The following is a 21,207-nucleotide window of genomic DNA, read 5'->3' on the forward strand; positions in this document are numbered from 1 at the left end:
CATTTTAATCAATGATTGCAAATCTGACAACTGATACCCCCGGCACGCGATCTGCCCGCCCAGGCGAGCGCCCGTTCGCAACGGGCCCCGCGCCAGCACCCAGACGGGCCGACAATGCACCCGGACGCGAGCCGCCCGCCGCGCATTTGCCCCTGCGCTGTCCCCCTCGCGCACCCTGACCTTCATCTCATGTTTCATCGCTGAATAGATCCTTGCCGCTGTGGGCGACACCATCGCCCGCGTTGGTTAGTCGCCGCGACGGCGGCGCCGTATCCCAGCACCTGCGGCAACGATCCCAAGCCGGTTCGCATTCAATGCGAGCCGGGCATCGCGGCTTCAATGGGTTCGATGCGGCAGGCGCAATCAAAGTCCGTCGTCAATGCGCTTGGCACGATCTGCCGGCAGCGCATGAGCCGACAACCCATTCTCGCGCCCGATAGGCGTGGGTCGATAGCCATCCGAACGGCCAACGGCCTCGCGTATGGCGATGAGATTGATTTTTGAACGGCCCGGGAACGGCATGTCGCGCGGAGCGGCGGTTGGATCAAACCGCCGGAGCACCTATACCCTGGCCCTCTCAGGGTCGGATATTTGGTATTTGCGCATCTTTTCCCACAGCACCTTGCGGCTGATGCCCAGGTAGTGGGCGGTATCTTGCCGCCGCCACCCGTTCGTCGCCAGTGCATCGAGCACACGTGTGCGATCGGCAACGTCCCACCGCGCAACGGCATCCTTGCGCTCCGACAGCGCGGCTTGCGTCCGCTGCGCGTGGGCAAGCACCGACTGCAGCCGCAGCGGATCCCACGAGCGCATCTGCCGCACGGTCACACCGATGCGCTCCGCCAAATTGCGAAGCTCGCGCACGTTCCCGGGAAAACGCATCTTCGAGATTGCGTCGACAAGCCAGGGCGGCATATCGGGCAGCGTGGCGAGCAAATCATCGCCGAACAGCGAGCCGATGACCGAGCGAAAAATGCCGATCTTATCGGCCACCCCGCGCTCGTGAAGCGACGGCACATACACCTCGATGACGGCAAGCCGATAGTAGAGATCGGCTCGGAACGAGCCGTCCGCCACGAGGCGCGGCAAATCCTTGTTCGTCGCCGCGAGGATACGAAGATTCAAATTCGCCGGTACGGTCGACCCGATTGGCGTCACGGCACCGTCCTCCAGCACGCGCAACAGCTTGACTTGCTGGTGCAACGGAAGATCGCCGATTTCGTCCAGAAAGAGCGTGCCTTCGTGGGCTTGTTCGAAATAGCCTCGGTGCGCGCTCACCGCACCCGTGAAGGCGCCCTTGGCGTGACCGAAAAAATGCGACTCGAACAGGCCGTCCGGTATCGCGCCGCAGTTGACGGCGACGAACGCCCCGCGCCCGCGGCGCGAATGCTTCGTATGAAGCAGCTTGGCCACACGCTCCTTGCCGACACCCGTCTCGCCTCGAATCAGCACATTGGTGTCGCAATCCGCAAACATATCGATTTCATGCAGGAGCGCACGCATACACTGCGAATGCGCAATGAACGGGTTTGCCTCGCGCGCAAGCGCCGCCGTCGGCATGCTCGCGACAAGTTTGGTCACCATGTCGCGCAACGCGGCCGCCGTGAACTCGAGCGGCAGCACGTGTAGAGCAGCATGATCTGCCAGCTCGGACGGCAGCTCGGATTCCCCCACCCAGACGACGGGCATCACGCTCGCGCGCTGGCATTCCTCGAGCATCGCCGCGCCTGCGCCTATGGCACGCGTACTGATGACCGCGACCGACTTGTGCGTACCCGTCACGACCGGGCAAGTCATCAACTCGTCGATGGGAATGACATTGACGTTCACCCGGTCGAAGCATCGACTCACCCGCTGCACCAGATCGATACCGCCTTCAAGAACGTAGATATCCAGCGCTCCAGCTTGTTCGACATCTCTCATCGTGTCATCGCCAGTTATGCGGACGCGCCGGATCGGCACAAAGCTGCGCACGATAGGCCCACGGAGCCCCGATCCCATTCGCCCGGTGAAGAAAGCGTGAATAAGCCATCGCTACCGATCCGGGTCCGGATCCGGATCCAGCTCCGGATCGGCATTCGCACCCGCACTGCCCAGCGCGTGCAATGCGTTGAAACGGGCCGCTCGATATTCGGCGGGACTCATCCCGAAGCGCTTCAAGAAATGCTTGCGGAGATGATCGCCATTGAACAGCCCGCAATGACGCGCGATCTTATCGACGGGCAGCGCCGTCGTCACGAGTAGTTGCCGCGCGCTTTCGAGTCGAACCTGCGAAAGGTATTCATGCGGCGTATGGCCCATCTCCGCCCGAAAGCGCCGCAGGAAATTGCGCTCGCTCATCAAAGCGTGCTCGGCCATGTTCGAAATGGAGACGCGGCTGCCGTAATTTTCGTTGAGCCATGCGACAGTCGCCTTGATCCGCTCGCTAGGCGCGGGCTTATCGAACACGCTACCCGCTTGCGACGCATCGCTTGAACGTGTCACCTCGCCCGCGCTGTCAGCGCTCGTCTCCTCTTCCTCGCTTTCGCTTTGATCCGCTTCGCGCACAACGCCGGCCTCAGGCGCCTGCGGCTTGGCTTGCGGATCGGCAAGCGCTTCGGATTTGCTCTCCTGAGCGGCATCAGCCTCGAGAGACAGCACGATGATCTTGCCGCTGGCCCCGGCGCGCGCCAGCCACTCGACGACCTCGGGCCTGGGATCCATCGTCCCTTTGCCGGATTTGGGCACGACGAAATAGTGAAACTGCAGCGGATCGACGTCGCAGATGGCTTCGCACCAGACGGGAAGACACGCGTTCTCACGAAGCACGAAACCGGTGCGCCCCGCGATGATGGTGATGCTGAACTTGCCGACCTTATTGGCGGGCCCGCGTTCGGCGCCGAAATGGTCGCACGTGCGCGCCAAGACTTTGGCGACGTCGCTCGACGAACAATCGTCGCTGATCACCACGCCAATCCGGCAATTGCTTAAGCTGTCCGCCGCGGCCGCCTTGCGCGCCGCTTGCGAATTTCCGTCCGCTACGAACCGGCCCTGGGAAGTCGCGGACTGAGCGTCAGTTTTCCAGAGATACATCGCTCCTCCGTCTGGTACGTGAAATTACGCTGCCCGGGGGCATCGAACTAGCATCTACCATTTTCCTCACCGGAAGATTTGGCAGGCTTCGCCGGCCGGACCCGCGCGAATGCCTTGAGCGTTTTTGACATGCCAACGGGAACACGCGTCAAATCGCGACAGCTGCGTATTCGTCGTTGCTGACCAATCGGGTCTTGAGTTCGTCGACACGAGCCCGATAGCGGGCGATATCATCAGGTGACAACGAACCGCTTACCCAGCGCAGATAGCATTCGAGTTCGTGGATGCGCTGTCCTGCGGAACTCGTTTCGCGATCGATGAACAGATTGTCATGAACCGCCATCGATCGGATCGCGAAGAACGGAACATCCGCCCGCAAGGGGCGGATCCGATCTGAATGGGCACCTATCGCCGTGCTCATCGGATGAAACTCCCCGATCATCAATCCCGACACCATATAGATCGGCTTCACGATCGAATGCGCGCAATCGATAAACTTGTAGTAATCGCTTGCGGACAAGTTGATCGGGAAAATGCAAAGCGATAGCAAATCGCGACGCGCCGCGATCTGCTCGGCGATTCTGCCGAAGAGCGCGGGAACGTTCATCATGACTTCGAGAAACAGGTCGAAGCCGATCTGACGGCAGTCGATGGCGCAGAAGTACAACAGCTTTCCTTCATGCACCGGCTTGGCGAACGGGCACACGGCACCTTTGCGCCCGAGATGGGGGTGAGGCTGCATCACGAAACGCTCTATCCAATCGAGCCCCCGTTGAAATGCGGCGCGAACGTCCGCGTCCTGAACGGCAGCGACGTTCGTCGACAAGCATAGCGATCGCTCCATGGCGAGCAACGTTTCGGCGATCGCCAGTCGAGTCGGATCGAAATTTGTTCTGACCATCATGTCGTCGAGTACCGAATCAGATCGTTTTCATGTTCGCCGGCGCGACCGCAAAAAAAAAACGTGCCGCCCGTCGCGAGCGAGTCGAATACGCGGCAAATATCCGGGTTTGTAGGGTGCGGCGCAATATCGGCGCGAAAATTGGCGCATAACCCCTAGCGCCTCTCGGCGTCAGCCAGCTGCGGTAGGTCATCGCAGCCGGGCCTTCAACGCGCACCGCGACCTCATGCGCCGTGCGTGAAACCGTCGTTTGCGTGACAGAAAGACTGGGCAGCGCTATTCTCGGCCAACGGCCGCTGCGCATCTGAATGGCTCATGCCGTGAATGGTTGACGCCGTTATTGCGCAAATCCGACGCATCGCACCGAAGCACTGCATTTGTGAATCAAACATGCATAAATTCGACACTATTGAGCAGGTCGGCTTGCCATCGGCGTCACGGTTAGCTTCATTCTATGGTCGGGCTGATTTCGCCGATGCGTTTTCGGTGAATCTGTCGGAATCCAGCGGCTATGACGTCGAGTCTCTTGCGAGACACATCTTCGCGCAGCAGCCCGCCTGGATTGCCGCGCTCCTGCGAGTGCGGGACACGTTGGTGCGGCCTTTCGGCCTTAAGCGAGCGGTCGATCTCCAGGCGCTGGGTGGCGACCGGATCAGCATCTTTCGGGTATTCGAACGATACGATCAAGAGATCGTCATCGGAGAGGACGATCTGCATCTTGATTTCCGTGTGTCGATCCTCGTACAGCCGGCATCGCAAGGCAGCCCTCGCCGGCTGGTTCTGACCACGCTCGTCTTCTACAATCGCCTGCTGGGCCGCGCCTACATCGGCCTCATTGCACCTTTCCATCGAATGGTCGTGCGAGCGTCGCTGCGTCGAGCGCGGGAGCTCGGGTGGCCTGCGGCGGGATGTTGATCTTGCGTTGCGGTGCCGGCTCCGAATCTCCGAGCGTTAGCCCGTCCGACGCCTTCTCTTGGCCGAAGAAGGGCCGGCTGTGATACGTTGCGCGTTCCAGCCAGGCCGAGCGACAGGCGCCTCGACGCCGATCGCGCGCGGCAAGTTCTCGACGAGGGTATCGATCGCAAGGCGTACACGCAGCGGCATGTAGTCCGCCGCCGGCCAAATTGCATGCGTATCCATGGAAGCTGCCGGCCGATCCTCCCACAGGGCAACGAGTGCTCCCGCCTCGATACGATTGCGCACGAGCCAACGCGGCAACCAGGCGATGCCCATCCCCGCCGCCGCCGCGTCGGCCGTCACTTCGAGATCATCGAACCTAAGCCGCGACGCGGGCCTGACTTCAATCAGGCGCCCATCCGCATCGGGCAATAACCAGGGATAGGGAGCGCCCGTGCGCCAGTGAAGCAGCACATCGTGAGCGGCCAGCGCTTCGATTGTCTCCGGCTCGCCGCGCGCGTTTAAATAGTCTGGAGCCGCGCACAATATCTTGGGTTGCGTGGCCAGAGGCCTTGCGCAAAGCCCCGTCGCCTCGCCGAGTGCACCATTGCGGATACCCAGGTCGAAACCCTCGCTGATGATCTCGACGGGTCTGTCGCTAAAGCTCAATTCCAGTTCCAGCTTCGGATGCTGGCGCGCCAGATCCAGCAGGATCGGCGCAATACAGTACCGTCCGAACAGCACGGGCATCGTGATGCGAAGGCGCCCGGCAACTTCCTGCTTGCCGGATTCCAGCAGTGATTCGGCTGTGCGCAGCTCCTCGATCGCCCGCAGGCAACGCTCGTAGTAGATCTGGCCGTCCTCGGTCAAGTTCTGGGTGCGCGTTGTGCGATGGAAAAGCCGAACGCCGAGGCGGCTTTCCAGGCGAGCGATGGCTTTGCCCACGGCGGATCGCGATAGCGCCAAGCGTTCCGCTGCGCGCGCGAACCCGCCCGCTTCCACCGCCTCCACGAATACCGCCACGCCGTCCAGACGGCCTCGCATGTCCATTTTCATCAGCCCATCCCTCATCGAAACAGCAAGCAGGCGGTTGGCTCCCCGCGCACGCGAAACCGAACGATAACGCTTTCAAATAGGCGCTTGGTAGCGCCCAGTTCTACAAAGGTGGGAAAAACCATCGCCACTTGAGCACACCGTTCCACAGTAGCATCGTTTCCAGTCAAAGCGAGCGCCTCGCACGTCTGCCGCGATTGACGTTGCTGCTCTTTCCTTTTTCTTTTTGTCGAAAACATCCGAATGCAGATTTCGATCGTCTATGACAGCGGCTACGGCCATACCGCCAAACAAGCGTACAGCGTAGCGGCGGGCGTGCGGCGCGTGGCGGGTATGCACGCGCAACTGATCCCGGTGTCCGAAGGACACATTCCCTGGGGCACGCTCGAGGCAAGCGACGCCATTGTCTTTGGCGCCCCCACCTATAACGGCGCACCGAGCGCGCGCTTCAAGCAGTTCTGCGAGGACTCTACGAAGCTCGCCTGGATCGACATGAAGTGGCGCAATAAAGTGGCCGCCGGCTTTACCAATTCGGGCGCGCAAAACGGCGACAAGCTGCACTCGCTGATTTCGATGGCGTTGTTCGCGGCGCAACACGGCATGCTGTGGGTCGGACTCGATCTGAAGCCCGGCAACGACACGAGCCGCGGTACCGTGCACGACCTTAACCGATTAGGCAGTTGGCTGGGCGCGATGGCGCAATCCAACGGCGACCAAGGACCAGACGACACGCCCATCCGGAGCGATCTGGAAACCGCGGCCTACCTCGGGCAGCGGGTGGCTAAGACCGTCCGTCGGCTGCAATCGGTTTGATGCCCAATTCTGCTTTCTCTACTCAGAAGACCTGACCGATGAAATTCCTTTGCCTCGACGTTCCCCTGCCCGGCGCCAGCCCGGAGAAGTATCAGCCGCATATGAAGGACGAAACGCGCCACGCCTGGAAGCTCTATACGAGCGGGGCCATCCGCGACATCTATTTCCGCCAGGACCGCCCTGGCGTGGCCATCATCGCCGAGGCCGATTCGATCGACGCCGCCAGACAGGCATTGCGCGAATTTCCGCTTGCCAAGGCGGGGCTGATCGACTGGGACGTGATCCCGCTGGGAGCCTTCAAAGGCTGGCAACAGCTCTTCGCTTCGGATAACGCCTGACATCTCCGGCCTTGGGAGTAACGACCATGAACGCTTCAGGCTATGCCGCCTCCTCGGCCACGAGCGCCCTTGCGCCTTTCTCCTTCGAACGGCGAGCGCTCCGGTCGGACGATGTCCTCATCGACATTCTGTTTTGCGGGGTATGCCATACGGATCTGCACTTGGCTCGAAACCACGGCGGCTTCACGATCTACCCAATCCTGCCGGGTCACGAGATCGTTGGACGAGTGCGGCAAGTCGGCGAGAACGTCAGCCGCATCAAGGTGGGCGATGTTGTCGGCGTCGGCTGCATGGTGGATTCCTGCCAGTACTGCCAGGCTTGCCGGCAAGGATGGGAGCAGGATTGCGCCGAAGGTGCGACCTTCACCTACAACAGCACCGATCGCCACGATGGCGCCGTGACCTTTGGCGGCTATTCGGATTCGATCGTCGTCAGAGACCGATTCGTTTTGTCCATTCCCGATGGGCTCGATCTGGCCGGTGCCGCGCCGCTGATGTGCGCAGGCGTCACCACCTGGTCTCCTCTGCATCGCTTCAACGTGGGCCCGCAAAGCAAAGTCGCGGTGATCGGCCTCGGCGGTCTGGGTCATATGGCATTGAAGCTGGCGAAGGCCATGGGCGCCGACGTCACGTTGTTCACGCGTTCGTCCGGCAAGGAGGGGGATGCCTTTCGCCTAGGTGCCGACCACGTGGTCCTGTCAAGCGAAGCGCGTCAGATGGCGGCGGTCACGGGACGGTTCGACGTGATTATCGACACCGTGCCCTATGACCACGACGTCAACCCTTACATGCCGACACTAAAGCTCGAAGGCGTCCTTGTGCTGGTCGGTTATATGGGGCCGCTCGGAACGCCCGTCAACGCCGGAAGCGTGGTGCGCGGTCGCAGAGCCATTTCGGGTTCGTTCATCGGCGGTGTGCTCGAAACCCAGCAGATGCTCGACTTCTGCGGGCAGCACGGCATCGTCTCGGACGTCGAAGTCATTGCCATCCAACACATCAACGAAGCCTATGAGCGCATGTTGAAGAGCGATGTGAAGTATCGCTTCGTCATCGACATGGCGTCCCTCAAGTCGTAAAGGAGCAGGCACATGGCCAATCGCATCAAGCCCGTTTTGTGCGTCGTTACGAGCCACCCGATACGAGGCGATACCGGCGAGCCCACCGGCTTCGCCATGGTCGAGCTCACGCATCCGCTCGATGTTTTCGGCAAGGCGGGCATCCCGGTCGAGATTGCATCGGTCCGCGGCGGGCATCCGCCGATCGACTTCTTCGATCTCAGCGATCCGGTCAACGATCGTTTCTGGCACGACGCACCGTTCCGCGAGGCGCTTGCCCATTCGCTCGTACTCAGCGAAGTCGATCCCGCTCGCTACTCGGCGGTCTTCTTCGCAGGCGGTCATGGCACGATGTGGGACTTCGCCGACAGCGCGGCCGTGCAGCGCGTCATTCGCGCCATCTATGAAGCCGGAGGCATCGTGTCCGCCGTCTGCCACGGCCCGGCCGCGCTCGTGAATGCGACGCTCGCCGACGGCCGTCATCTCGTCGCGGGCAAGAGACTCGCAGCCTTCACCGACGACGAGGAAGCCGAGGTCAAGTACACGCACGTCGTGCCTTACCTGCTCGCGTCGACGCTCAAACAACGAGGCGCGCTGCATCAGCCAGCGCCGAACTGGACGGCGAACGTGGTCGTGGATGGCCGGCTCATCACCGGACAGAATCCCGCTTCGGCTCACGGCGTGGGCGAAGCGATCGTCGAGCAGCTTACTGCGAAGTCCTGAGATGAAGATCGTCGCCATCGAGGAACACGTTCTGCGGAAACAAAATGCAAATCTTGGAATGGTGGACGGCGACCGCCGGTGAACAACAGGCTGCGGCGCCTTATGTGCGCATTGCGCAACTGGATGTCGATCCCGAGCACCTCGCGAGCTTCAAGATCGCGCTTCAGGAGAACGCAGCCGCTTCCGTGCGTGCGGAGCCCGGCGTGTATGCGCTGCATGCGGTTGCGCACCGGGACACCCCCTACCGCTTTATCGTCTTCGAGATGTACGAAAGTGAAGCGGCGTACCACGCACACCGGAATACCCCTCATTTCCAGAAGTTTTTCAGCGACACGCAGGCGATGGTGACGTCGCGAACATTTCTGGAAGTCGACCCCGTCGCGCTGGGCGCCAAGGCGCACTGGACAGCCGCGACAACACAGAGAACCCATGACCATGACCACTGAGCCATCACTTTCCCCGCAGCAGGAAGCGATCGTTCCGATGGCAGCCTATGCCGCCACCGGCGACCTGTCACGCCTGAACGTTGCATTGGGCCAAGCGTTGGATGCGGGCTTATCGATCAGCGATTGCAAGGAAATCCTCACGCAACTGTATGCGTATGCCGGCTTTCCTCGGAGCCTGAACGCGCTGACCGCACTGATGAAGCTCCTCCAGACGCGCAAAGAGCAAGGGACCGCGGATGTCCAGGGCCGCGAGCCAGGCCCCGTCCCCGTCGGCGAAGCTTTGCTGGAGGCTGGCACCGAGAATCAAACCAAGCTCGCGGGCGCGCCAGTCACCGGCCCTTTGTTCGAATTCGCACCCGCAATCAGTCTGTATTTGAAGACGCATCTATTCGGCGATATCTTTTGTCGCGACAACCTCGACTGGCAAAGCCGCGAGTTGGCAACTGTCGCGGCACTCGCCGTCATGTCAGGCACTGAGCCTCAACTGCAGGCCCATATGCGCATCAGCATGAACGTGGGTGTGAGCGCCGGTCAATTGCGGCACCTTGTGCAGGTGCTCGCCGAGCGGGTCAGCCTGGATGCCAGCGAACGAGCGCAATCGGCGCTACGCGGACAGCATTAACCTTCGCACCGGCCACAACCCAACGAAGCTTCGCGCAAAGCCGCCGAGCAATCGTGTCTTCGGACGGGGTACGCCTCGTCCTCCGGTCCTCTGCCCTCCTCGACCTGCCTCCCCTGCCACCCTGTGCCTCTGCCTCCTGCCTCCTGCCTCCTGCCTCCTGCCTCCTGCCTCCTGCCTCCTGCCTCCTGCCTCCTGCCTGCCGCGTCCTGTCCCGCCTCCTTCCTGCCCCGCCGTAGCGAATGCCCGCATCAAAGCCGCCCTCCGTAACATCGACCGTCAGTGTTTACACGAATGGGTGACACGGCTCATCCTTTCATAATATCAACGCACTAATGCGGCGGAACGAGACTACTCCCCGGAGGCACCGTGACGGGTATCCGATTGAGCGGCGTAACGAAGCGGTATGGCGAAACCGAGGTGATCACCGGCCTCGACCTTGACATTCATTCGGGCGAATTCCTCGTTTTTCTCGGTCCTTCGGGCTGTGGAAAATCCACCTTGCTGCGCATGATCGCCGGCCTCGAAACCGTGAGCGACGGTCACATCAGCATTGGCGACCGGCACGTGAATGACCAGCCGCCGGGCAAACGCGGCGTCGCGATGGTATTTCAGCATTACGCGCTCTACCCGCACATGACCGTCTACGACAACATGGCGTTCGGTCTGCGCAATACGGGCGTGAGTGCGGGCGAAGTCGAGCAGCGCATCAACGAGGCGGCGCGCATGCTTGAACTCGGCTCGCTGCTGCAGCGCCGTCCGGCACAGCTTTCCGGGGGGCAGCGTCAACGTGTCGCAATCGGCAGGGCCGTCGTCAAGGAGCCGGAAGCATTTTTGTTCGACGAGCCGCTCTCCAACCTCGACGCCGCGCTGCGCACCCGCACACGACTCGAACTCGCGCGCATCCATCGACGCCTGCACTCCACCATGGTGTTCGTCACCCACGATCAGGTGGAAGCCATGACGCTCGCCACCCGGATCGTCGTCATGAACCGAGGCCGTATCGAGCAAATCGGCGCGCCGCTCGATATCTACAAGCGCCCCGCCACGCGCTTCGTCGCCGGCTTCATTGGCACGCCGGCCATGAACTTCGTCGACGTCGAGCGCGCAGGCGACAACGGCGGCCGGCTGATCGTCGCCCTGCCGTTCGATGGCGTGCAAACGCCCACCGCCATTGATGCAGCGAGCGTTCCAGCAGGCAAGCTCACGTTGGGCGTACGCGCCGAGCACGTGCTGCTCGATCCGCAAGGGCCGCTGCTTGGCCGCGCCGAAGTGATCGAAAGGCTCGGCGACCGCTCTCTCGCGCATGTGAGCATGCCCAACGGTCAATTGCTCGTGGCCGAATTGCCGCGCGCGCTCGAACTCGAGATAGAAACCGGCGACTCGATCCGCATGAGTCTCGACGCGGCGCACCTGCATCTGTTCGATGAAGCCGGCAAGGCATGGCATGGCCACTAACCGCTCGCTCGCCACGCCGCTGTCGACTACGCGCGAAGGTTGGCGGCGCAACACGCTCGCGCCATGGTCCAATGCATTGTTCGTGCTGCCGTTCGTGATCGTCTATGTGCTGCTGCTGATCGTCCCGTTAAGCTTCGGCTGGTGGCTCAGCCTGCAACGCGTGGATTTGCTCGCCGGCACGAGCGACTTCATCGGCATCCGCAACTACCTCGATCTGGCGCTCGACCCGATATTCCGCGGCGCGCTGCGCAACACGTTTTATTTCGTCATCCTCACGGTGCCCGTTTTCGTACTGCTCGGCCTTGCGCTGGCGCTGGTGCTGAACCGTCCAGGCCGCTTCGGCGCGGCGCTGCGCGCGCTCTTTTTCGGCTCTTCTGTGCTATCGGTCACGATCGTCGCGCTGGTCTGGAAGCTGGTGATGATGCCCGGTAACGGCCTGCTCGCCGACGTGAGCCGCGCGCTCCACCTACCCGAATTCGTTCCGCTGATTCACGAGGCCACCGCGCTACCCGCCATCGCAGTCGTCACGCTCTGGTGGATCATGGGTCTGCCGATGATGCTGTTCCTTGCAGCGCTCCAGCAGATTCCACAGGAGCTTTACGAGGCCGCAGCGCTGGACAGCGCAACGCGCTGGCGCACATTCACGAAAATCACCCTGCCTTCCATCTGGCGTACCGTCGCGCTCGTTGCAGTGATCGAGGCGGTGCTGCAGTTCCAGTTGTTCGGCCAGGCGCAGTTGCTCACGGACGGCGGCCCCAACAATTCGACGCGCCCGCTCGTGCAATTCATCTACGAAACCGGCTTCCGTCAATGGTCGTTCGGCTATTCCGCAGCGGCGGCGCAAGTGCTGTTCGCGCTGATGTTGATCGGCGTGGCCGCGCAGGCCTGGCTTCTGCGCAAGAAGGAGAAGGCATGAGCACCCTCGCTTTCGAAACGCGCCCACGCGGCTCGCTGACCGGACGCCTGGGCGACCGCCTGATGCTTGGCGCGGTGATCGTGCTCGCGCTGCTCTGGATCACTCCGCTCGTCTGGGTGCTGTGCCTCTCGTTCAAGCCGAACGCCTTTCTCGAGCAGCACACGGACGTGCTCTTTTCGCCGCCGTTCACGCTGCAGAACTATACGAACATCCTCCACACCTCGGCGATTGGCGGATGGCTTGTCAACAGTCTCATCGTTTCGATCGGCCAGACGCTGCTCACGCTCGTGATCGCGTCGCTTGCGGGCTACGGCTTTGCGCGTACGGAGTTTCCGGGCCGGCGCTATCTCTACGTCCTCTGCCTCTGCGGCCTCGCGGTGCCCGAGCAGGCGCTCGTGATTCCGCTGCACCATATCTTCGCCACGCTCGAATGGCACAACACCTACGGCGCCTTGATCCTGCCGCGCCTCGCCTCGCCGTTCGGCGTCTACCTCATGACGCAGTACTTCAAGGCCGTGCCCATCGAGATCGAGGAAGCGGCGTTGCTCGACAACGCGTCGCGCTTCAAGGTGTTCTGGCGCATCGTGCTTCCGCTCTCGCTGCCCGCGCAGGCCACGCTCGCGATCTTCACGTTTCTCAGTGCATGGAACGACTATCTGTGGCCGCTCGTCTCCGCATCGAAGCCGGAGATGTATACGCTGACGATCGGGCTCGCTTCCACGCAAGGAAATTTCGCCCAGTCCGAAGGCATTGGCTACCTGATGGCGCAGGCGATCTTCGCCGGCCTGCCCATCTTCGTGTTGTATCTGTTCTTCCAGAAGTACATCGTGGCGGCCGTGTCCGGCACAGCAGTGCGCTAGCCACAGGTCATCAGCAAGCATGCGGCAGCACGCCAGGCGAAAAGGCGCCAACTCCAGGCCGTGCTTCGATCCGTCACGGTTGGTTCGCAATACAAACAAAAATCGCCCGCGAGCATGCATGAATCGCATGCCATCGGTTTTTCCAGGAGAGAGACATGAATAGATCGTTGGTGCGCGACGCGCTCGCGCTTGCTGCGCTCGGCCTCGCGGCGACCCTTGCAGCACCGGCCCAAGCCAAAACGGAAATCACGCTGTCGCGTTTTTTCGGCGCCTGCGACGCGGAATACGGCAACGTGAACGACGTGAGCAAGGCCTCCGGCGAGTGCGGCATCATCACGTCACTTGTGAACCAGTTCAACGCGACGAACAAGGAAGACATCGTCGTCAAGCCGCAGATCATCGAATGGACGCCCTACTACACGCAACTCGACGCGCGCATTCTCAGCCGCAACGTGCCGACGGTCTCGGTCATGCACGAGGCCGTGCTGGGTGACTACGTGAAACGTAATCTGGTCGAGCCGCTCGACGACGGCTTCAAGTCGGTCGGCGTGGACAAGAACGACTTCACGAGCCAAGCGCGCCGTGCCGTCACGTTCGGCGACAAGACCTATGCGTTGCCGTTCGACACGCATTCGTGGCTCTGGCACATCAACGTGAACCTGTTCAAGAAGGCGGGCCTCGTCGACTCGAGCGGCAAGCCAGTCCTGCCGAAAACGCCCGACGAACTGCTCGCGCAGGCGAAGCAGTTCAAGGAGAAAACGGGCCTACCCTATTTCGCGGTGCCAATCGCCAATGAATCGGCCGCGCAAACACGCACCTTCTACACGTGGGTTTATCAGCAGAACGGCACGCTGTTCCCCAACGGCCCGACAAAGATCGACTTGCACACACCGGCCGCCACCAACGCGCTCACGCTCGACGACAAGCTGATGAAAGCGGGTGACATTACACCGGGGCTCGACTATGGCGCGGCGAACCAGGCCTTCGAAAACGGCAAGGCGGGCGTCCTCATGTGCGGCACGTGGGTGATCGAGGACTTCACGAATCTTTCGAAAAAGTCCGGCACTGCGCTCGCCGACGGCTACGACGTTGTGCCATTCCCCAATCTCTTCCAGAAGAAGGCTGTATGGGCCGACGGGCACTCGTGGGTCATGCTCAAGGGCGGAGCGAAGGACGAAAAAACGCGCCACGCCGCCTTCGTATTCCTCAAGTTCCTGTACGACCACGACGGCGACTGGGCACGCACGGGGCACCTCCCCGCGCGCCAGTCAATCATCAGCAGCGCGACGTTTAACGCGTTGCCGCATCGCTCGGAAATCAAGGAGATCTCCACCACCGGCTATGCGTTGCCGAATACCGCGCCCCGCCAGTTCGCGATTCAGCAGATCGTGGGCGAAGAGATCAGCAACATGCTCTCGACCGGCAAGTCTGTCGTCGACGTGCAGAAGGAAGCGGAACAACGCACCAACGCCTTGCTCGCGCGATAACACTAGACACTAGAGGAACACCATGATCGCATCCCGCCTCATCGTCGATCGCGACTTCGTCATTTCCGATCTCGACAGGCGCCTGTTCGGCGTCTTCGTCGAACACATGGGCCGCTGCGTCTACACCGGGATTTTCGAGCCCGGGCATCCGGAAGCCGACGAGCGCGGCTACCGCAAGGACGTGATGGCGCTCACCCGCGAGCTCGGCCCGACGATCGTGCGTTACCCGGGCGGCAACTTCCTGTCCGGCTACAACTGGGAAGACGGCGTGGGCCCGCGCGAAAAGCGTCCGCGCCGCCTCGATCTCGCATGGTATTCGACCGAAACCAACCAGTTCGGCACCAACGAGTTCATCGAGTGGTGCCGAGCGCTCGACATCGAACCGATGTACGGCGTGAACCTCGGCACGCGCGGCCCCGACGAGGCGCGCCGCTTCGTCGAATATTGCAACCACCCGGGCGGCACGGCGCTGTCCGACCTGCGTCACGAGCACGGTTACGAAAAGCCTCATGACATCAAGTTCTGGTGCCTGGGCAATGAGATGGACGGCCCGTGGCAAATCTGCCGCAAAACCGCCGAGGAATACGGACGCGCCGCACTTGAAACGGCCAAGCTCATGCGCTCGGTCGATCCCACGATCCAGCTTGCGGCGTGCGGCTCGTCCACGCACGAGATGCCCACCTACGGCAAGTGGGAGGATCGCGTGCTCGACCACTGTTTCGAACAGGTCGATTTTATTTCGCTGCATACGTACTTCGAGAACCGGCGCGACTCGACCGCGGAATTCTTCGGCAACATCGAAGTCATGGATCTGTTCATCAAGGAAATCGTCTCGGTGGCAGACAGCGTGGCGGCGCGCAAGCATTCGTCGAAGCGCATCATGCTTTCGTTCGACGAGTGGAATGTCTGGTACAAGGCGCGCACCATCAACGACCTGCGCAAGCCGGGCTGGCCCGAGGCGCCACGGCTCATCGAGGAGGTCTACAACCACGAAGACGCCATCGTGGTGGGCGGCGCGCTCATCACGATGATGAACAACGCCGACCGCGTGAAGACCGCCTGCCTCGCGCAACTCGTCAACGTGATCGGCCCGATCATGACCGAGCCGGGTGGCCGGGCGTGGCGCCAGACCATCTTCCATCCGTTTTCGCACGCGTCGAAATTCGGCCATGGCCGCGTACTCAAGCCCGTGATCGAATCGGCCAGCTACGAAGCGGAGACCTTTCCGGAGATTCCATACCTTTGCGCCGCGGTCGTGGACGATCGCGCCACGGGCACGACGGCCATCTTCGCGCTCAACCGCCATCTGACCGACGAAATGGAACTCGACATCGAGTTGCGTGGCCTCGGCAAAGCGCGAACGCTCGACCACGCCATCGAGTTGTATCATGCCAACATGAAGGCGGTGAACACGGTGGATGCGCCCACGACGGTGGCGCCATCGGTCAATGACGCCGTGTTGGTCGACGGGGAACGCGTGCGCGCCAGGCTCAAGCCGGGCTCATGGAACGTGATTGTCACGACCGCCAGATAGCGCAGTACGGACATGCTTGTGCACGAGTCTATGAAGGGAAAGTAATGTTCGAGCGCGAACCGATCGTTGGCAATATGACGACGCAGATCGCCAAGATAATCGGCATGCGCGTGGTCTCGGGCGAGTTCGCGCCCGGCGACGCGCTGCCAGTCGAAAGCGAACTGTGCAGCGCGTACGGCGTGAGCCGAACCACACTGCGCGAAGCGATCAAGCAGCTGGCCAGCAAGCGGCTGATCGCAGTTTCGCCGAAAATCGGCACACGTGTCCTGCCTTTCTCCGACTGGAACCTGCTCGACCGCGACGTGCTCGCGTGGCGGCTGAACGCGCAGTTCGACTCGAAGATCGTTGAAGACATTTTCGAAATGCGTATTTGCTTTGAGCCGCGCGCAAGCTTCCTGGCCGCGCGCCATGGCAAGGAAGAGACGTTCCAGATTATCGAGCGGCGCTACCTTGAACTCGCGGCTGCCTGCGGCCAATCAGCCCAGCAGGGTGCCTCGAATATCCGCGCGGCCGCCGACGCGAATCTCGAGTTCCATCTCGCGATCATCACGGCCTCGCAAAACGGCATGTTCATCACAATCGGCAACGCCATCAAGGCGGCGCTGCGCGTGTCGTCGGAAATGATGCAGCGCCAGGCCGCCCAACCGAGCGAAGACCTGGAACTGCACGATGCCGTGCGCCGGCATATCGTGGCACGCGAAGCCGACGAGGCTTCGGCGGCGATGACACGCCTGCTCGAATCTTCGCGTGACCGGATTCTGCGCTACACAATCGCGCCTTGATGTGCTTTTAGCGCGGCGACGTGCCGGCAATCAGCTTTGCGGTGGGGACAAGCGCACGCTAACTCAAGATCAACGGCAGGCAAAGCGTTTGAACGAGAGATCGTTTCGTACGCTCGCGAACCTTCGCTCCTTCGTCGGGAACGGCACAAAATTACATTCGTGCATGCCCGGCGCTCGGCCGGGCCCGTGCCCGCTCAGTGGCTGATGTTTTCCAGCGCCAGGCCGCGGGTACGCGGCCCCATTAGGATCATCGCGATAGCGATCAGCATGGACATAGCGATGAACGTCGCGACGCCCGGCACCCCATAGCCTTGCAAGAGCACGCCGATCGCGAGCCCAGCGAATGCCGCCGACAGGCGGCTCCACGAGTAGACGAAGCCAATGGCCCGAGCGCGAACGCGCGTCGGATAGAGTTCGGCCTGATAGCCGTGATAAGCGAACGACATGATATTCGCCGCCAGCGTGAACAGGATCCCGAGCGCGATCAACCATCCCGTCGACGAGGCCTGCGAGAACAGCACGATGACGATGCCCATGATCAACAGACTCGCGACGATTTGCGTCTTGCGCTCGAACTTGTCGGCAAACCATACGCCGAGCAGCGGCCCGAACGGGTTGGCCAGCGCGATGACGAACGCATAGGCCAGGCTGGCGGTCACGTGTACCCCGCGACTCACCAGCAGCGTCGGCACCCAGGCCGCGAAGCCGTAGAACCCGATGACCTGCGCCATGTTGAAGATCGACATGGCGACCGTGCGCTTCAGATAGGGCTTGCGCAATACTTCGGCCAGCGAACCGCGCCCTTCCTTCTCCGGTTGAAGCGGCCGCGGTGCGGGCAGCGCGACGCCTTTCTCCACCGTCACGCGCCGCTCAATGTCAGCAAGAATGCGCTCGGCTTCTTCGATCCGGCCATGGCGCGCCAGCCAACGCGGGCTTTCCGGAATGCGGCGTCGCAAGAGCCACACGACGATGGCCGCGCTTGAGCCGATCAGGATCACCACGCGCCAGTAATCGAGCCCCAGCGGGCGGGTATCTTTGAGGATATAGGCCAGGAACGCGACCACGGGCACGGCCGAAAACGTGATGACCTGATTGACCGCATAAGCGCGTCCGCGCTCGCCGCTCGGGATCAGCTCCGAGATGTACGTATCGATCGTCACGAGTTCGATGCCGATGCCAATGCCCGCGGCGAAGCGCCAGAGGTTCAGCCCGAGGCCCGTCGTCTGAAACGCCATGATCGTCGTGCAGAGCACGTACCAGATCAGCGACCAGGTGAAGATTGGCCGCCTGCCGAACCGGTCCGCGATCTGGCCGAACGCGAGTGTGCCCACCCAAAGGCCAGCGAAGGTCGAAAACACGAATGTACCGAATCCGGCGACCTTGAGCGCCCCCAACGAAGCAAAGAAACCGAGCGATTCGGGAGTAAACAGGCCGGAATGAATCATCCCTGGCGCCACGTACCCGGTGAAGAACAAATCGTAAAACTCGAAGACACCGCCGAGCGACAGCAGGATCACCATCAGCCAAACGGTACGCGACCGCGGCAAGCGATCGAATCGCGCGGCGAACTCCGCCGACTTGCGCAAGTTCATCACCTCGGGCGATCGAGCGCCGCTTTTAGCCGCATGCGCGCGGTCCGATCGGCTATCGGATGGGTTCATATGCGGCACGGGCGCATCGGCACCTCCCGCACGGTAGTTCGAATCAGTCTCCACGTCGTCTCCGGATAAAGTTGGCACCGGCTTATTCGAGTACATTTCCGGTCTCATTGGGTCAAAATCAAGCGACGCACGGGACCGAGCGCCGCCACGAAATTGGGTTGCGTCAGGCCTGCCGGGCTCTGGCGCGCTCGGCTATCGCATCAAAATCGGACGGCCTCGCATGCAGATCCAGGCGTCGTCCCGCCTTGGCGAGTTGACTCGGCGTGTCGTGCCCGAGTAAAGCTGGCAGCCGTTTCGTCGCGGCCAGCACGGCGTCCAGATCAATGCCCGTGTCATGACCGATCCATTCCAAGGCATGCACGATGTCTTCGTTGCAGACGTTCCCGCTGGCGCCGGGGGCGTAAGGACAGCCGCCGATGCCGCCAAGCGACGCGTCGAATTGCGTGGCGCCCCCGTCGATGCCGGCCAGGACATTGGCGAGCCCCATGCCGCGCGTGTTATGGAAATGCAGCGCCAATTCGGTGGACGGCCACCGCGCCGCGAACGCGCGCGTCAAGGCCTCCACCTGAGGCGGATAGGCCATCCCCGTCGTGTCGCACAACGTCACGCCGCGCACTTGCAGTTCTTCGACGAAGCGCTGCGACCAATGCAGCACGGTTTGCTCGCTGACATCGCCCTCCATTGGGCAGCCGAACGCGCAAGAGAGCGAGACGTTGAGCGCCACGCCCGCCTCGCGAGCAAGACGAGCGACCTCACGCAGTGCGTCGAACGATTGTTCGCGCGTCATACGTAAATTCGATAGGTTGTGGCTTTCGCTCGCAGACATGACGAGATTGAGTTCGTCCGCCCTCGCCTCGATCGCACCTTCCGCGCCCCGCACATTCGGGACAAGCGCGGTGTAGCGCACACGCGAGTCACGCTCGATCTCGCGCAGCACGATTTCGGCGTCGCTCAGCGCGGGGATCGCGCGCGGCGACACGAACGCGGTCACTTCGATCTTGGCGAACCCCACGCGAGACAGCGCGTTGATGAGCGCGATCTTTTCTTGCGTCGGAACGAACGCGCCTTCCGCCTGAAACCCGTCGCGCGTTGCGACCTCATTCAAATAGACGCGCCGGCCGTTTCTTTCCATCGTTGTAGTGGTGATCATGCGATTGTCCCCTTCACGCGCAGGGCATCGATCCTCGACTGCGCATACCCGAATTGCTGCAATACCGCCTCGGTGTCGTCGCCGAGCTTCGGCGCACTGACGCGGATCGTCCCCGGCGTGCCTGTGAGCTTCGGCACAATGCCGGGCACGTCGATGTCGTAACCATCGCGCGTGGACTGGCGCACGATCATGTCGCGCGCGCGGTAGTGCGGATCTTCGGCAATGTCCTTGGCCGAGTAGATCTTGCCCGTGGGCACGCGCGCCGCCGAGAGCGCGTCGAGCGCCGCTTGCGCGCTGCGCCCGGCAGTCCAGGCGCCGATCGCTTCATCGAGTTCGTCCACGCGTGCGACGCGCCCCGCGTTGTCGGCGAGCGCCGGATCGTCGGCGAGGTCGTCGCGGCCGATCACCGTCATCAGCCGACGGAATATGCTGTCGCCGTTGCCCGCGATCAGCACATAGCCGTCATCGCACCGATACGCGTTCGACGGGGCGATGCCGGGCAACGCGCTGCCGGCGGCCTCGCGCACCTCGCCGAAGGCGCTGTATTCGGGGATTAGGCTTTCCATGACATTGAAGACCGCTTCATGCAGCGCGACGTCGATGACCTGCCCCTTGCCTCCATTCGCGTCGCGATGGTAGAGCGCCATCATCACGCCGATCACGCCGTGCAAGGCCGCGAGCGTATCGCCGATCGAAATGCCGCAGCGCACCGGGACGCGCCCCGGTTCCCCCGTGAGATGACGCAGCCCGCCCATCGCCTCGCCGATCGAGCCGAAGCCCGGCAGATCGCGATACGGGCCGCTTTGTCCATAGCCGGAAATGCGCAGCATGATGAGCTGAGGGTTGATCGCGGACAGCGCCTCGTAGCTCATGCCCCAGCCTTCGAGCGTGCCCGGACGAAAATTCTCGATCAGCACGTCGGCTTGCGCGATCAGCGAACGCGCGATCTCCTGCCCTTCGGGGTCGCGCAGATCGAGTGCGATCGAGCGCTTGTTGCGCGACTGCACTTGCCACCATACCGACGTGCCGTCTTTGATCATGCGCCAGTTCCGCAACGGATCTCCCGCGCCGGGCGCTTCGATCTTGATGACGTCGGCCCCGAACTCGCCCAGCGTCTTTCCCGCGAACGGGCCGGCGATCAACTGCCCCATTTCGATCACGCGCACGCCGTCAAGCGCCGCCGGAGAAAATGGGATCGAACGTCGACTACTCGTCATGAATCTCGTCTCCTGATTGAATTGCGTGCCGTCAAACGCGACTTCCATGGCCACCGATTATCCGTGGCGATCCGATGACGCGGAATTCGAAAGTCACGCAGCGTGGGTTATGGTAAACCCAAAACAAGCTGCGGGTAGTTAAATATTTATTTTTATTGAAAATAAAACCAAAATAAAAAAACCACAAAAAAAAAAACCCAGCCACAAAAATAAAAAAAAAAAAAA

The 21,207-nt window shown here is 61.9% G+C and carries 22 protein-coding genes; 13 read left to right on the top strand and 9 right to left on the bottom strand.

What is annotated here, in order from left to right:
* The 4 genes from ACTHL0_RS01350 to ACTHL0_RS01365 all read right to left on the bottom strand — a co-directional run.
* Nucleotides 1-198 (bottom strand): hypothetical protein (locus ACTHL0_RS01350; protein WP_440564771.1); only part of this gene is annotated, 198 nt, incomplete at its 3' end.
* Between the two features lie 363 nt (nt 199-561).
* Nucleotides 562-1,923 (bottom strand): sigma 54-interacting transcriptional regulator, encoded by a 1,362-nt coding sequence (locus ACTHL0_RS01355; RefSeq protein ID WP_440564772.1) that lies wholly within the window; start codon nt 1,921-1,923, stop codon nt 562-564.
* A gap of 111 nt (nt 1,924-2,034) precedes the next feature.
* On the bottom strand, nt 2,035-3,072 hold the full coding sequence (locus tag ACTHL0_RS01360) for a helix-turn-helix domain-containing protein (protein ID WP_440564773.1): 1,038 nt from the start codon (nt 3,070-3,072) through the stop codon (nt 2,035-2,037).
* A 148-nt stretch (nt 3,073-3,220) separates the two neighbouring features.
* Nucleotides 3,221-3,976: a DUF6875 domain-containing protein gene (locus tag ACTHL0_RS01365; RefSeq protein WP_440564774.1), complete on the bottom strand. Its 756-nt coding sequence runs from the start codon at nt 3,974-3,976 to the stop codon at nt 3,221-3,223.
* Between the two features lie 387 nt (nt 3,977-4,363).
* Between ACTHL0_RS01365 and ACTHL0_RS01370 the strand changes: the two genes are divergently transcribed.
* Complete coding sequence (locus ACTHL0_RS01370) at nt 4,364-4,888, top strand: DUF2867 domain-containing protein (protein ID WP_440564803.1); 525 nt, start codon at nt 4,364-4,366, stop codon at nt 4,886-4,888.
* A 36-nt stretch (nt 4,889-4,924) separates the two neighbouring features.
* On the opposite strand, the gene ACTHL0_RS01375 is transcribed toward ACTHL0_RS01370, so the two are convergent.
* Complete coding sequence (locus ACTHL0_RS01375) at nt 4,925-5,926, bottom strand: LysR family transcriptional regulator (RefSeq protein ID WP_440564776.1); 1,002 nt, start codon at nt 5,924-5,926, stop codon at nt 4,925-4,927.
* 240 nt (nt 5,927-6,166) lie between these two features.
* Between ACTHL0_RS01375 and ACTHL0_RS01380 the strand changes: the two genes are divergently transcribed.
* The 12 genes from ACTHL0_RS01380 to ACTHL0_RS01435 all read left to right on the top strand — a co-directional run bounded on the left by ACTHL0_RS01380 (nt 6,167) and on the right by ACTHL0_RS01435 (nt 16,954).
* A complete protein-coding gene (locus ACTHL0_RS01380; protein ID WP_440564778.1) occupies nt 6,167-6,736 on the top strand; it encodes a flavodoxin family protein in 570 nt (189 codons plus the stop codon).
* A gap of 38 nt (nt 6,737-6,774) precedes the next feature.
* Nucleotides 6,775-7,074, top strand: a complete 300-nt coding sequence (locus ACTHL0_RS01385; protein WP_440564780.1) for a superoxide dismutase — start codon at nt 6,775-6,777, stop codon at nt 7,072-7,074.
* 26 nt (nt 7,075-7,100) lie between these two features.
* A complete protein-coding gene (locus ACTHL0_RS01390) occupies nt 7,101-8,150 on the top strand; it encodes an NAD(P)-dependent alcohol dehydrogenase (protein WP_440564782.1) in 1,050 nt (349 codons plus the stop codon).
* A gap of 12 nt (nt 8,151-8,162) precedes the next feature.
* A complete protein-coding gene (locus ACTHL0_RS01395; RefSeq protein WP_440564784.1) occupies nt 8,163-8,852 on the top strand; it encodes a type 1 glutamine amidotransferase domain-containing protein in 690 nt (229 codons plus the stop codon).
* Nucleotides 8,853-8,896: 44 nt separating this feature from the next.
* Entirely contained in the window at nt 8,897-9,298 is a 402-nt protein-coding gene (locus tag ACTHL0_RS01400; RefSeq protein ID WP_440564786.1) for a putative quinol monooxygenase, read from the top strand.
* Complete coding sequence (locus tag ACTHL0_RS01405; protein WP_440564788.1) at nt 9,282-9,920, top strand: carboxymuconolactone decarboxylase family protein; 639 nt, start codon at nt 9,282-9,284, stop codon at nt 9,918-9,920. Before ACTHL0_RS01400 ends, ACTHL0_RS01405 begins: the two co-directional genes overlap by 17 nt.
* A 366-nt stretch (nt 9,921-10,286) precedes the next feature.
* Nucleotides 10,287-11,375, top strand: coding sequence for an ABC transporter ATP-binding protein (locus ACTHL0_RS01410; protein ID WP_440564790.1), 1,089 nt, complete (start codon nt 10,287-10,289; stop codon nt 11,373-11,375).
* Nucleotides 11,365-12,291 (top strand): carbohydrate ABC transporter permease, encoded by a 927-nt coding sequence (locus ACTHL0_RS01415; protein WP_440564792.1) that lies wholly within the window; start codon nt 11,365-11,367, stop codon nt 12,289-12,291. The genes ACTHL0_RS01410 and ACTHL0_RS01415 overlap by 11 nt, the downstream gene beginning before the upstream one ends.
* Complete coding sequence (locus tag ACTHL0_RS01420; protein WP_440564794.1) at nt 12,288-13,151, top strand: carbohydrate ABC transporter permease; 864 nt, start codon at nt 12,288-12,290, stop codon at nt 13,149-13,151. Before ACTHL0_RS01415 ends, ACTHL0_RS01420 begins: the two co-directional genes overlap by 4 nt.
* A 155-nt stretch (nt 13,152-13,306) precedes the next feature.
* A complete protein-coding gene (locus tag ACTHL0_RS01425) occupies nt 13,307-14,638 on the top strand; it encodes an extracellular solute-binding protein (RefSeq protein ID WP_440564796.1) in 1,332 nt (443 codons plus the stop codon).
* 22 nt (nt 14,639-14,660) lie between these two features.
* Entirely contained in the window at nt 14,661-16,172 is a 1,512-nt protein-coding gene (arfA, locus tag ACTHL0_RS01430; protein WP_440564798.1) for an arabinosylfuranosidase ArfA, read from the top strand.
* Nucleotides 16,173-16,216: 44 nt separating this feature from the next.
* Nucleotides 16,217-16,954, top strand: a complete 738-nt coding sequence (locus ACTHL0_RS01435; protein WP_440564800.1) for a FadR/GntR family transcriptional regulator — start codon at nt 16,217-16,219, stop codon at nt 16,952-16,954.
* A gap of 194 nt (nt 16,955-17,148) precedes the next feature.
* Here the strand turns inward: ACTHL0_RS01435 and ACTHL0_RS01440 are convergent, their stop codons facing one another.
* From ACTHL0_RS01440 to ACTHL0_RS01455, 4 genes are all read right to left on the bottom strand, one after another.
* On the bottom strand, nt 17,149-18,474 hold the full coding sequence (locus ACTHL0_RS01440; protein ID WP_440564804.1) for an MFS transporter: 1,326 nt from the start codon (nt 18,472-18,474) through the stop codon (nt 17,149-17,151).
* Nucleotides 18,475-18,778: 304 nt separating this feature from the next.
* The gene (locus ACTHL0_RS01445) at nt 18,779-19,765 is read right to left on the bottom strand and encodes a hydroxymethylglutaryl-CoA lyase (protein WP_440564801.1); all 987 of its coding nucleotides are present in this window, start codon (nt 19,763-19,765) and stop codon (nt 18,779-18,781) included.
* Nucleotides 19,762-20,982 carry a CaiB/BaiF CoA transferase family protein gene (locus ACTHL0_RS01450; protein WP_440564805.1) on the bottom strand — a complete coding sequence of 407 codons (1,221 nt, stop codon included), beginning with the start codon at nt 20,980-20,982 and terminating at the stop codon, nt 19,762-19,764. Before ACTHL0_RS01450 ends, ACTHL0_RS01445 begins: the two co-directional genes overlap by 4 nt.
* 31 nt (nt 20,983-21,013) lie before the next feature.
* Nucleotides 21,014-21,207: hypothetical protein (locus ACTHL0_RS01455; RefSeq protein WP_440564802.1), on the bottom strand; the 194-nt coding region annotated here is incomplete at its 5' end.

Origin of the sequence: Trinickia sp. (assembly GCF_051961175.1) — a bacterium.
Classification (GTDB): domain Bacteria; phylum Pseudomonadota; class Gammaproteobacteria; order Burkholderiales; family Burkholderiaceae; genus Trinickia.

Excerpts from the sequence above, each read along its gene's own strand:
- ACTHL0_RS01355 (WP_440564772.1), bottom strand. The coding sequence starts at position 1,923 with ATGAGAGATGTCGAACAAGCTGGAGCGCTGGATATCTACGTTCTTGAA.
- ACTHL0_RS01360 (WP_440564773.1), bottom strand. The coding sequence starts at position 3,072 with ATGTATCTCTGGAAAACTGACGCTCAGTCCGCGACTTCCCAGGGCCGG.
- ACTHL0_RS01365 (WP_440564774.1), bottom strand. The coding sequence starts at position 3,976 with ATGATGGTCAGAACAAATTTCGATCCGACTCGACTGGCGATCGCCGAA.
- ACTHL0_RS01370 (WP_440564803.1), top strand. The coding sequence starts at position 4,364 with ATGCATAAATTCGACACTATTGAGCAGGTCGGCTTGCCATCGGCGTCA.
- ACTHL0_RS01375 (WP_440564776.1), bottom strand. The coding sequence starts at position 5,926 with ATGAAAATGGACATGCGAGGCCGTCTGGACGGCGTGGCGGTATTCGTG.
- ACTHL0_RS01380 (WP_440564778.1), top strand. The coding sequence starts at position 6,167 with ATGCAGATTTCGATCGTCTATGACAGCGGCTACGGCCATACCGCCAAA.
- ACTHL0_RS01385 (WP_440564780.1), top strand. The coding sequence starts at position 6,775 with ATGAAATTCCTTTGCCTCGACGTTCCCCTGCCCGGCGCCAGCCCGGAG.
- ACTHL0_RS01390 (WP_440564782.1), top strand. The coding sequence starts at position 7,101 with ATGAACGCTTCAGGCTATGCCGCCTCCTCGGCCACGAGCGCCCTTGCG.
- ACTHL0_RS01395 (WP_440564784.1), top strand. The coding sequence starts at position 8,163 with ATGGCCAATCGCATCAAGCCCGTTTTGTGCGTCGTTACGAGCCACCCG.
- ACTHL0_RS01400 (WP_440564786.1), top strand. The coding sequence starts at position 8,897 with ATGCAAATCTTGGAATGGTGGACGGCGACCGCCGGTGAACAACAGGCT.
- ACTHL0_RS01405 (WP_440564788.1), top strand. The coding sequence starts at position 9,282 with ATGACCATGACCACTGAGCCATCACTTTCCCCGCAGCAGGAAGCGATC.
- ACTHL0_RS01415 (WP_440564792.1), top strand. The coding sequence starts at position 11,365 with ATGGCCACTAACCGCTCGCTCGCCACGCCGCTGTCGACTACGCGCGAA.
- ACTHL0_RS01420 (WP_440564794.1), top strand. The coding sequence starts at position 12,288 with ATGAGCACCCTCGCTTTCGAAACGCGCCCACGCGGCTCGCTGACCGGA.
- ACTHL0_RS01425 (WP_440564796.1), top strand. The coding sequence starts at position 13,307 with ATGAATAGATCGTTGGTGCGCGACGCGCTCGCGCTTGCTGCGCTCGGC.
- arfA (WP_440564798.1), top strand. The coding sequence starts at position 14,661 with ATGATCGCATCCCGCCTCATCGTCGATCGCGACTTCGTCATTTCCGAT.
- ACTHL0_RS01435 (WP_440564800.1), top strand. The coding sequence starts at position 16,217 with ATGTTCGAGCGCGAACCGATCGTTGGCAATATGACGACGCAGATCGCC.
- ACTHL0_RS01440 (WP_440564804.1), bottom strand. The coding sequence starts at position 18,474 with ATGGTGATCCTGCTGTCGCTCGGCGGTGTCTTCGAGTTTTACGATTTG.
- ACTHL0_RS01445 (WP_440564801.1), bottom strand. The coding sequence starts at position 19,765 with ATGATCACCACTACAACGATGGAAAGAAACGGCCGGCGCGTCTATTTG.
- ACTHL0_RS01450 (WP_440564805.1), bottom strand. The coding sequence starts at position 20,982 with ATGACGAGTAGTCGACGTTCGATCCCATTTTCTCCGGCGGCGCTTGAC.